General features: G+C 41.5%; 10 protein-coding genes. 7 read left to right on the top strand and 3 right to left on the bottom strand.

What is annotated here, in order from left to right; translation table 11 throughout:
• Window positions 1-113: 113 nt before the first annotated feature.
• Together OQ5_RS20620 and OQ5_RS21950 are read left to right on the top strand one after the other, a co-directional pair.
• Complete coding sequence (locus OQ5_RS20620; protein WP_052308298.1) at window positions 114-1,796, top strand: TonB-dependent receptor; 1,683 nt, start codon at window positions 114-116, stop codon at window positions 1,794-1,796.
• Complete coding sequence (locus OQ5_RS21950) at window positions 1,793-2,434, top strand: TonB-dependent receptor (RefSeq protein ID WP_052308297.1); 642 nt, start codon at window positions 1,793-1,795, stop codon at window positions 2,432-2,434. Before OQ5_RS20620 ends, OQ5_RS21950 begins: the two co-directional genes overlap by 4 nt.
• A gap of 380 nt (window positions 2,435-2,814) precedes the next feature.
• On the opposite strand, the gene OQ5_RS0108605 is transcribed toward OQ5_RS21950, so the two are convergent.
• Entirely contained in the window at window positions 2,815-3,324 is a 510-nt protein-coding gene (locus tag OQ5_RS0108605; protein ID WP_016777100.1) for a ferritin, read from the bottom strand.
• Between the two features lie 227 nt (window positions 3,325-3,551).
• On the opposite strand from OQ5_RS0108605, the gene accC reads away from it, so the two are divergent.
• Together accC and OQ5_RS0108595 are read left to right on the top strand one after the other, a co-directional pair.
• Window positions 3,552-5,060, top strand: a complete 1,509-nt coding sequence (gene accC, locus OQ5_RS0108600; protein WP_016777099.1) for an acetyl-CoA carboxylase biotin carboxylase subunit — start codon at window positions 3,552-3,554, stop codon at window positions 5,058-5,060.
• Between the two features lie 55 nt (window positions 5,061-5,115).
• Window positions 5,116-5,625 carry a biotin/lipoyl-containing protein gene (locus tag OQ5_RS0108595; protein WP_016777098.1) on the top strand — a complete coding sequence of 170 codons (510 nt, stop codon included), beginning with the start codon at window positions 5,116-5,118 and terminating at the stop codon, window positions 5,623-5,625.
• Between the two features lie 238 nt (window positions 5,626-5,863).
• On the opposite strand, the gene OQ5_RS0108590 is transcribed toward OQ5_RS0108595, so the two are convergent.
• Complete coding sequence (locus tag OQ5_RS0108590; protein ID WP_016777097.1) at window positions 5,864-6,175, bottom strand: DUF721 domain-containing protein; 312 nt, start codon at window positions 6,173-6,175, stop codon at window positions 5,864-5,866.
• Window positions 6,165-7,280 carry a DNA replication/repair protein RecF gene (gene recF, locus OQ5_RS0108585; RefSeq protein ID WP_016777096.1) on the bottom strand — a complete coding sequence of 372 codons (1,116 nt, stop codon included), beginning with the start codon at window positions 7,278-7,280 and terminating at the stop codon, window positions 6,165-6,167. Before recF ends, OQ5_RS0108590 begins: the two co-directional genes overlap by 11 nt.
• 138 nt (window positions 7,281-7,418) lie before the next feature.
• Between recF and OQ5_RS0108580 the strand changes: the two genes are divergently transcribed.
• The 3 genes from OQ5_RS0108580 (at window position 7,419) to corA (ending at window position 10,546) form a co-directional block, all read left to right on the top strand.
• Entirely contained in the window at window positions 7,419-8,096 is a 678-nt protein-coding gene (locus OQ5_RS0108580) for a tetratricopeptide repeat protein (protein WP_016777095.1), read from the top strand.
• A gap of 91 nt (window positions 8,097-8,187) precedes the next feature.
• Window positions 8,188-8,691: a 6,7-dimethyl-8-ribityllumazine synthase gene (gene ribH / locus OQ5_RS0108575; protein ID WP_016777094.1), complete on the top strand. Its 504-nt coding sequence runs from the start codon at window positions 8,188-8,190 to the stop codon at window positions 8,689-8,691.
• Window positions 8,692-9,478: 787 nt separating this feature from the next.
• Window positions 9,479-10,546, top strand: a complete 1,068-nt coding sequence (gene corA / locus OQ5_RS0108570) for a magnesium/cobalt transporter CorA (RefSeq protein ID WP_016777093.1) — start codon at window positions 9,479-9,481, stop codon at window positions 10,544-10,546.
• The last annotated feature ends 47 nt before the right edge of the window (window positions 10,547-10,593 follow it).

The following is a 10,593-nucleotide window of genomic DNA, read 5'->3' as shown; positions in this document are numbered from 1 at the left end:
CTTTGTGATCACATTGTCAACAAACACCTTATATAAATAAATGTTATGAAATTCAGCAACTTCACTTCTATTTTTTTTCTTGTCTTTTTCTTTTTACATCTTCAGTTCAGGCAATGACAGTTAACACAAATGAAGACAAAAATCCGCCATCAGCAACTCTGGAAGGAAGCGTTAATTCCAATGGCGAGCCTGTTCCTCATGCCACGGTGCAAATCAAATCAACAATGATTGGTACTGCATCTGACAACCGTGGAGAATTTGAGTTGCAAGTTCCGGACGGAAAGCAGGTTATCGTAGTCAGAGCTTTAGGCTTCAAGCCATCCGAAAGAGAAATAGAAATTGAACCTGGGAAAAGACATCGCGTAGCCATCAATATCGAAGAAGACGTGCTTGGGCTTGAACAAGTGGTTGTTACAGCTGACCGGAATGATGAAAAACGTAAAGAATCTTCGGTAATCGTCAATACCCTTAATAACGCTTTACTTCAAACCATTCAATCAGCCAACCTCAGCGAAGGCCTTGCGTTCAGTCCCGGATTGCGAATCGAAAACAATTGTGGAAACTGCGGCGCCAACTCGCTACGTATGAATGGCCTGGATGGCCCCTACACTCAAATACTAATCAATGGCAGACCTATCTTTAGCGGTCTTGCAGCGGTCTATGGCCTCGAAATGATTCCATCGAATATGATTGAACGTGTTGAAATCGTACGAGGCGGCGGTTCCGCTCTTTACGGAAGCAACGCCATTGCCGGAACGGTCAATGTCATTACCCGCGAGCCGGCCAATAATCAGTATTCTTTAAGTGGACAGGCAGGCCATATAGGCAGTTTCTATGAGCAGGCCGATCCCGGTTCCGAATACCAGGTTAATTTTAATGCAACCATTACCGGCGAAGAAAACAAGAACGGGTTGGCCCTTTACGGAACTGTCAGGGAGCGGGTGCCTTTCGATGCCAATGACGATGGATTTTCTGAATTGTCCGAGCTGAAAAACACCACATTGGGTGCGCAATGGTCGCTCCGTACCGGTTACAAAAGCAAGCTGGTTGCCGACTATTTCCATATTCGCGAAGACCGCCGCGGTGGCGACCGCTTCGATTTCCCGTTACATGAAGCAAATATAGCCGAAGCCACAGACCATGAAATTAATTCAGGAAGTATCGCATGGCATTTGTTTACCGGCGCCAACCAGGAATTGACAACCTTTATGGCTGCCCAGCACATTAACAGGGGCTCATACTACGGGGCAGGAAAAGCAATGAATGCCTACGGAAATACAAAGGACCTCTCTTATTCGGGAGGCATTCAATACAAATTTCTCTCAGGCGACTTCGACATTATTGTTGGTACGGAAATTAACGGAGGAACTCTTCTCGATAAAAAACTGGGCTACAGAGAATATTCCGTTAACCAAAACACATCAGAACTGGAAATAGTCGAATTTCCTAACAAAACCATTGCAGATCAGGCAACGGTTGTTGGTGGTGGGTTTGCCCAGATTGAGAAGAAATTTGGCGAATTTTCACTATCCGGAGGACTCCGGCTTGATCATTACAATATTACTGATGAAATAAGCGACAGCGATATTTCTAATAATGTGTTGAGTCCAAGAGTAACCTTTTTATATGGTTTGACCGGTAATTTTCAGCTTAGGACAAGCTATGCCAAAGGTTACAGGGCACCTCAGATTTTCGACGAAGATTTGCACATTGAAACATCCGACAGCAGGCAGGTCATCCATAAAACGATCCCGAACTTAAACAGGAAACCAGTCACAGCTTTACCGGATCGTTGAGTTATATCAAAACCAGTGCATCCACCAACCTGGAACTGCTGGCTGAGTTTTTTTATACACAATTGGATGACCCGTTTGCTAATGAAATAGGTGAACCCGATGCTAATGGAAGAGTTGTATATACCAGAATTAACGAAGAAAAGGGGGCAAAAGTAAAAGGTGTTAACCTCGAAGCAAAATGGATCCCTTCCGAATTCTGGGACATTAATGCAGGTTTCACGGTTCAAACCAGCGAATATGGTGCACCACAGGATTTCAACGAAAAAAGGTTTTTCCGGACCCCCGACACTTACGGTTTTGCCATAATTAACTGGGAGCCTCGAGGCGGCCCATGGGAAATTTCAACCAGTGCAACCTATACCGGGAAAATGCTGGTTCCATATTTCGGGCCTTTAGCCGAAGACCCTGATTCGGGAGTGCTCAAAGAGTCCGATCCTTTCTTCGACTGGTCTGCAAAACTTACCTATTGTATAGATTCAAACCTGGCTGATTTCAACATTTTTGCCGGAGCAAAAAATATCCTTAACAGCTATCAGAACGATTTTGACACCGGAAAAGATCGCGACCCCGGTTATATTTACGGCCCGGTTTCTCCAAGAATGATATATGCCGGTGTTAAAATATCAAATGTATTTTAGTGCCAGGTTTTTAGACAGGTTGTTAAGGGTTGTTAGGATTGTTAGATTGTTAGATTGTTAGATTGTTAGATTGTTAGGGTGGTTAGGGTGGTTAGGGTGGTTAGAATTGTAAGGGGCTTACTCCTGTGGATGACACAAAACACAACTCTCTCATAATAAAAACTTTGCGTCTTTGCGTCTTCGCGTTTAGGCTTTTTTAACTTACTATTGTACAATACTCCGTTAAACTTTTGCAAAACGTTGCAAACCAATTGTTTGTGTCCAAAGAGGTTTGCTTGTTAAAATACAGTATATCAAGGTTGTACGAATTATCTTACATCTTATTTCTAAAAATCTAACGAACTATTGTATTAAGAAATCAGTTTAAAAATGACAATGTTTTATTCCAGACTTGCCGGTTGTTGTCCGCGCATTCCCATAATATCGCGATCAAACAAATACAGATTATTCTGATCGCCCAGTAAATTCAGTTTATCAAGTATTGCCGACACCGAAGCTTCTTCCTCAATTTGTTCATTTACAAACCACTGCAACCAGTTATGAGTTGTAAAATCCTTTTCATTGAGACAAACTTCAACAATATTGTTTATGGAATCGGTCACCTTTTGCTCATGTTCATAAACCTGTTCAAACATGGCCTTAACATTTTTAAAATCTGAAGGGGGCTTGTCAAACGAACTTATCGTGGCCTGTCCTCCCCTCTCATTTACATACTTAATAATCTTCAGCATGTGCAACCGCTCTTCATCTGATTGGGCATACATCCAGTTGGCAATTCCTTCCAAACCATTGCATTCTGCCCAGCTTGCCATAGCAAGGTAGAGACTGGAAGAATAACCTTCCTTCTCTATTTGCTCTACCAGTTTCTTTTCAACCTTCTTGTTCAGCATAGTTTTCGAATTTTAATGTTTATTCCGGATTATATAAGCAATAAGATCGCATTTTGGTTTAATTGACGTATCTCCATACAATAATTTATACCAATTCTTAATAATTTCAGAATCGCTTGCTGAATCAGTTCATAAGTATTCGAACAAACCTGCAAATTGAACCCAATCTCATCCTCTTTGTTAACAAGATTGACAGATTTATAAAAAGTAATAACAAACACTCGCTTATGATCAGAAAAATTTTGGTGGCCAACCGGGGTGAAATAGCAGTGCGCATCATCCGGTCGTGTCGCGAATCAAACATTCAAAGCGTTGCCATTTATTCTGAACCGGACAGGACTTCAATGCATGTTCGTTATGCCGATGAGGCCTACCTGGTAGGACCGGGTCCGTCAGGTCAAAGCTACCTCAACATTTCTAAAATACTGGAAATTGCCAAAAAAAGCGGGGCCGATGCGATCCACCCGGGTTATGGGTTCCTCTCCGAAAATGCAGAATTTGCCAGGAAAGTTCGTGAAGCCGGACTTGTTTTCATAGGTCCGCAAGCCGATGCCATACTGGCCATGGGTGATAAAATGCAGGCCCGTGAATTAATGATAAAAGCCGGTGTGCCTGTGGTCCCGGGTTCAGAACGGCTCAACGATGATGAAGATAAAATAAAAAAAACAGCCGAAGAGATAGGCTACCCGGTAATGATAAAAGCCTCAGCCGGAGGAGGTGGTAAGGGAATGCGCCTTGTTTCGAAACCCAATGAAATTTTTCAGGCTGTAAAAAGAGCAAAATCAGAAGCATTGAATGCCTTTGGGGATGATTCCGTTTACATGGAAAAGTATCTGAAATCGCCTCATCATATTGAAGTTCAGATTCTGGGAGATGAACACGGCAATGTTGTCCATCTTTTCGAGAGAGAATGTTCTGTCCAGCGCCGTCACCAAAAAGTAGTGGAGGAAACCCCTTCTCCATTCATTACCGAGGAGGTCAGAAAAGCCATGACCGTCAGAGCCGTCGCTGCAGCTAAATCTGTCAACTACACCGGAGCCGGAACAGTTGAATTCCTGGTAGACGCTGATATGAATTTCTATTTCCTGGAGATGAATACGCGCCTACAGGTTGAGCATCCAATCACCGAACGGACAACAGGTATCGACCTGGTTAAAGCCCAAATCAGTATTGCCAACGGGGAACCGCTCCCATTTGAACAAAAGGACATAAAGAAATCGGGGCATGCTATAGAATGCCGAATCTATGCCGAAGACCCACAGAATAATTTTATGCCCGGTGCCGGACGCGTGCTGCATATTACCGAACCGCTCGGCCTGGGCGTGCGTACAGACGGATATATTTATGAAGGTTATGAAATAACGGTTTTTTACGATCCGCTGATATCCAAACTCATCATTTGGGCACAAAACCGTGACGAAGCTGTTGCACGCATGAAAAGAGCCCTTTACGAATATAAAATTACAGGTGTAAAAACCAATATTCAATTTCTGGAACGAATCATGAATACTACGGACTTCATAAACGGAGAATATGATACTCACTTCATAGAAAAAAATGAAGAGTATCTTATGAAAGGAGAACCCTGCACTCTTGAATGCGAAGACCTGGCTATGATCATGGCCTATGTCGAGCACCAGTCGCACAGTGACAAAAGATTGCGTTTCTCACTTAACCATCATCAAAAGTCAAACTGGAAGGAATATGGAAGGCTTTACCGGATCAACCCGTTTTAGAGGTTAAATCTGACATGCGATTTCCATTAAACCTTAAAATTCAAATTCTTTACTAATGAAGGTACTGGCAAAAAACGGAAGTCATCACGAAGAAATAAAAGTGATAAAAAGAGACGGCCCTGTTCTAATTGTTTCGATAGGCGGTCGTGAATATACACTGGACATTGAAAAAGTTGAAACAGGAGTGTACTCTGTACTTCATAACGGAGAAAGCCACAACATGGAAATCATTAAAAGTGAAAAAAAAGATGTCTATGTTGTGAATACACAAACCAATTCTTTTGAAATAGAAATTGCTCCGGCAACCCCTGCCATTAACGGTGCAAAAAGAAGAGGAAATCAGACAGAAAAAATCAAAGCGCCCATTCCGGGAAAGGTTATTTCCGTGAAAGTATCTCCCGGCGATCCTGTCAAAGAGTATCAAACATTGGTTGTTCTATCGGCTATGAAGATGGAAAATGAATTAAAATCGCCCATCGACGGGATAGTCAAAAAAGTAATGGTCAAAGAAGACGATGTTGTGAAAGAGAATTCTGTGCTGATCGAAGTTAAAGCGCCTGAATAATTAATAGCAAAACCACAACTTTTCGGACGAGCGTAAAACAGCAAATGGTACTTTATGGACAGACACTAATTAGCACTCGTCTATAAACTCGCAAAAAATTTTTACAATATGTGTGTCTGTTCAGAAAGTGCCAGTTGCAAGGCTTGCAAAGTCCGAAAATACGGAGTTTACTCATCGTAAATGAGTAATTTTCGGACGAGCGTAACACAGCAAATGGTACTTTATGGACAGACACTAATTAGCGAAGAACAAGGTCTTTGATAAGAGGCCTCCCGATATGGTTGTTCAACTGAATAATAATTTTGTCACGGTGCATCATCAGCTCACTGCGAATAATGCTGCTGTGTAAAGTAACATATACAACTCCGTGCCGGAAGTATACGTTCTTTGTTACTCTTGCCACAGAAGGTCCCACCACCGCTTTCCATGCACCGGGTATTCGTGAAGGATAAATGCCTTTAGAAATGGCAGGCTGCCCCATTATTTCTTTTAATATTTCCTGAAGGGGCTGCACTGAATTTTTTCTGAAATCACGGTCTCTATATCCCATCAATATTCTTCTTTACAGTTCCTTCCACAACTTTAAAAAAGCAACTCTTTTTGCCCGTCTCACGCACTATTTCCATAAGCCTTTCTTTTTGCGTATCAGTAATAAATATCTGACGAAACCGGCTCTCTGCAACAAGTTGGATCAGGCGGTTGCCACGATCAGAATCCAGTTTATCAAAAACATCATCCAGCAACAGTATCGGCCCAAACCCGTTGTGCCTGGATAAGAATTCATACTGGGCCAGTTTTAATGCTATAAGAAATGATTTCTTCTGCCCTTGAGAACCTTCTTTCTTAACCGGTTGACCACTCAGAAGAAACTGAAGATCATCCTTATGAATGCCACGGGAGGTATAGCCTAATATCAAATCACGGTCGCGGTTTTCTCTGAGCATTTTCAGTACTTCTCCCTTCTGGAAATGCGATGTATACAAAATGTCCACAGCTTCGTGTCCCCCGCTGATGTGGTGATAAAATTCGCGGAATACAGGTACCAATTGTTCAATGAATCGGGTTCGCTGCAAAAAAATATCCTCCCCGAGTCTTACCATCTGTTCATCCCAAACATCAAGTTGAGCTGTCAACCCCTGATTGAAATGGTCGTTTTTTTTCAACAATGCATTTCGTTGCATCAGGGCACGATTGTAGCGAATCAACCGGTCAAGATATGGTTTATTGTATTGCGAAACAACACTGTCCATATACTTTCTTCGCTGATCGCTCCCTTCAAGTATCAATCGTTCATCCGAGGGAGAAATCATCACCAGAGGCAATAATCCAATATGTTCCGACAGTTTTCCGTATTCCTTTTTGTTTCGTTTAAACTGCTTTTTCTGATTTCGTTTCAGGGCTACATATATTTGTTCCTCATGTTCGTTTCGCTCAAAGGCTCCCTGAATGACAAAAAAGTCTTCGCTATGGTTAATATTCTGGCTGTCAATAGAATTAAAATAACTTTTACAAAAGGACAAATAATATATGGCATCCAGAAGATTTGTTTTGCCGGCACCATTAGGGCCTACAAAACAATTAATACCATCACAGAACGCTGTCTCAGCCTGTAAAATGTTTTTATAGTTCAGAATATTCAGGTGTTTCAGATACATATCTTTTGCTTCGTATGGTACAAAAATAATGAAACAACATCAGAGCGTAACCAGCCAACCAAAAAAATATGACAAACCCTGTTTTGAATAAGGCTGAAAAGAATTACATTTGCCTTCGGAAAAAAACTATTTAAAGATATGGCAAAAAAGCAACAACACGAAGACAGCTTTGAAAATGTTGAGTCGGCATTGACCAAAACCGAACAGTTTATTGAGGACAACCAGAGGCTGATCAGTTTTATCGCCATTGCCCTGATCGTTATTGTCGGCGGATACTGGGCGTTTAAGAAACTGTACATGCAACCGCTGCAGGCAGAAGCCCAGGAAAATATTTTTCAGGCGCAGCAATATTTCGAAAAAGACAGTTTTAATCTTGCCCTGAACGGCGATGGAATGAATCCCGGGTTCCTGGAAATAATTGATAAATACGGTGCTACCGACGTTGGTGAACTTTCGGAGTATTACGCAGGGATTTGTCATCTTCAAATGGGTAATTTTGAAGATGCCATTGAGTATTTAAAAGGGTTTTCTACCGATGAGCCTCTGCTTAAGGCTACCGCTCAGGGTGCCATTGGCGACGCATACCTTGAAACCGGTGATATGGCCGGCGCCATTGAATGGTACAAAAAAGCCACTTCGCTCGACAATGAAATGATCACCCCCTTGTATCTCTTCAAACTTGGACTTCTCTACGAAGAAACAGGAGAAAAAGAGAAAGCACTCGAAGCTTATTCGACCATTAAAAAGAAGTATGAAGAAAGCACTGAGGGTCGACAGATTGATAAATACATCACAAGAGTGAAAATTTCGGGGTAATTTTTTTATCCTAAGGTTTTAACTTATTTCGAATTTTTACGATATTTAAAGGGTTGTCGGTAAATCGGCAACCTTTTTTAATAAAAAAACAATGGCTACAAATCTTAAAAATTTGTCCGATTATGATGCATCAGCGGTTCCTTCGGCAAAAAGCATGAAGTTCGGAATCGTTGTATCTGAATGGAACCCCGCAATTACCGAAGCCTTGTTGAAAGGGGCTTTCGATACGTTAAAAAGGCATGGAGCCAAAGACGAAAACATAATTGTAGCACACGTTCCCGGTAGTTTTGAGCTCACGCAAGGGGCAAGACATTTCATTAAACGTACCGATGTAGATGCTGTTATTTGTCTTGGATGTGTTATCAGGGGTGACACTCCTCATTTCGACTATGTATGCCAGGGTGTGACCCGTGGGATCACAGAATTAAACGTGAGATACAAGAAACCCGTTATTTTTGGTGTACTCACAACCGAAAATCAGCAACAGGCCGAAGACCGTGCCGGCGGAAAACTGGGTAATAAAGGCGATGAGGGAGCCATAACAGCAATAAAAATGGTGGCTTTGGCCAGAGAGATGAAAAGATATAAAAAATAGATGACCGGAAATTAAAGGCAGAGGCTAAGGTTGAGGTTGAGGCTAAGGTTGAGGTTGAGGTTAAACCATATAAGACATATAAGAACATAAAAAATAAAGTTACATCATAGATAACACAGATTCTTTGCCAGCAAAGCGGAAGAGCCGAGCGAACACAGATTTTTCAATTATCAATTACCAATTACCAATGATCAATTAACGAATTAACCAGCAACCAGTAACCAGCAACCAGTAACCAGCAACCAGTAACCAGCAACCAGTAACCAGCAACCAGTAACCAGCAACCAGCAGGTTGAGGATTCACCACAGCGAAAACAGAGGAAGAAAGTGGAAGTCATAAGATAGAAGCAAGTAGAGACGCACGGCCGTGCATCTCACCTCCCCCACTAAATTGACAAAACCTAACCTGGACAAGCCAGAACCAAACAAATTTATACATTATCTGTCGCAGCTCCGCAGCTTTTTGTTTTTATTATTACATAATTCTACCGTTCCGTCGCCGCTCTGCGGTTATTAATTGCTGTTATATTGTTGACAATACAAAAACCGCGAAGTGGTGACAGAGCACTAATTTTGCTAAAAAAACAGAAATATTAGGCGTAAGCCCTTAACAACCCTAACAACCTTAACAACCCTAACAATCCTAACAACTCTAACAACTCTAACAATCTAAGAACCTAACAACTCTAACAGTCATAATAACTTATTAAATGTAAGATATAAGATGAAATAAGCCCCGATTAATCGGGACGAGTTCCATTAGGCCTAGAAAAATAAATTTGAAATAATGGCAAAATTACGGCTTCAACGAAAAATGGTAGAGCCCAAAATTCAATTTGTGGGCCGGCAGTTTATGGAAATCCCTTCCATTCAGATGTTTTCATACACCGAAGCTCAGATTGAAGAAATAACTTCGGAAGGTGACTTTGTCAAAATAAGCAGTAAAATAAAAGAAGATGACCGGTACATAAAATGGATCAATATTCATGGCATCCACAACATAGAAGTTATTAAAACCATTGCCGATCATTTTTCTCTGGACAAACTCATTGTTCAGGACATTGTAGACACTACTCAACGACCCAAAATAGAAATACGGCCCGATTTGATATTCTTCTCGGTAAAGTCACTGTTGCCTTCCAACAACAATAGCAACACAAATATTGAATCGGAACAGATTAGTTTCATCTTAAAAGATAATGTTCTACTGTCGTTTCAGGAAAAGAAGGGCGATCATTTTGAATACATCCGCAGCCGGCTGAGAGAGGGTAAAGGACTGGTAAGAAAATCGGGCGCCGATTATCTGTTGTATTTACTTCTCGACGCCATTGCGGGCAATTGTTTTACAACCCTCTATGGACTGGAAAACAAACTTAACAGCCTGCCCGAAATAATTATGGAAAACCCTGACCCCGGATACATTGCCACACTTGAAGAAATTAAGCGTGGTCTTTTCGCTATAAGAAAAGCAGTCAATCCCATAAAAGAAGCCATAGTATTTACGGAAAAAGGACAAACTCTGCACATCCATAAGAATACAATTCCTTATTTTTCTGACCTTAAGGACCAATTGTTACAGCTCATCGACGAGGCCGATCTGAATATGACCCGTGCCGAAGGAAGCACCAACCTGTTTTTCTCATATCAGGGTCACCGGATGAACGAGGTAATGAAAGTGCTGACCATGGTAGCCACAATTTTCACTCCACTCACATTTGTGGCCGGCATCTACGGTATGAATTTCGAGAACATACCCGAACTGAGTTGGAAATACGGATATCCGGCTGTTTGGGGTTTAATGGCAATTATTGCTATAGGAATGATTCTGTTTTTCAAACGAAAAAAATGGTTGTAGTGCCAAAAAAAGTATAGCCTGCATTATTCATAAATTATCTATTACGA

It is taken from the genome of Anaerophaga thermohalophila str. Valhall, assembly GCF_000250735.1.
Classification (GTDB): domain Bacteria; phylum Bacteroidota; class Bacteroidia; order Bacteroidales; family Marinilabiliaceae; genus Anaerophaga; species Anaerophaga thermohalophila_A.
This window is presented reverse-complemented; position numbering and strand designations above follow the sequence as displayed.

Excerpts from the sequence above, each read along its gene's own strand:
- OQ5_RS20620 (WP_052308298.1), top strand. The coding sequence starts at position 114 with ATGACAGTTAACACAAATGAAGACAAAAATCCGCCATCAGCAACTCTG.
- ribH (WP_016777094.1), top strand. The coding sequence starts at position 8,188 with ATGGCTACAAATCTTAAAAATTTGTCCGATTATGATGCATCAGCGGTT.
- accC (WP_016777099.1), top strand. The coding sequence starts at position 3,552 with ATGATCAGAAAAATTTTGGTGGCCAACCGGGGTGAAATAGCAGTGCGC.
- OQ5_RS0108580 (WP_016777095.1), top strand. The coding sequence starts at position 7,419 with ATGGCAAAAAAGCAACAACACGAAGACAGCTTTGAAAATGTTGAGTCG.
- OQ5_RS0108605 (WP_016777100.1), bottom strand. The coding sequence starts at position 3,324 with ATGCTGAACAAGAAGGTTGAAAAGAAACTGGTAGAGCAAATAGAGAAG.
- OQ5_RS0108590 (WP_016777097.1), bottom strand. The coding sequence starts at position 6,175 with ATGGGATATAGAGACCGTGATTTCAGAAAAAATTCAGTGCAGCCCCTT.
- corA (WP_016777093.1), top strand. The coding sequence starts at position 9,479 with ATGGCAAAATTACGGCTTCAACGAAAAATGGTAGAGCCCAAAATTCAA.
- OQ5_RS0108595 (WP_016777098.1), top strand. The coding sequence starts at position 5,116 with ATGAAGGTACTGGCAAAAAACGGAAGTCATCACGAAGAAATAAAAGTG.
- recF (WP_016777096.1), bottom strand. The coding sequence starts at position 7,280 with ATGTATCTGAAACACCTGAATATTCTGAACTATAAAAACATTTTACAG.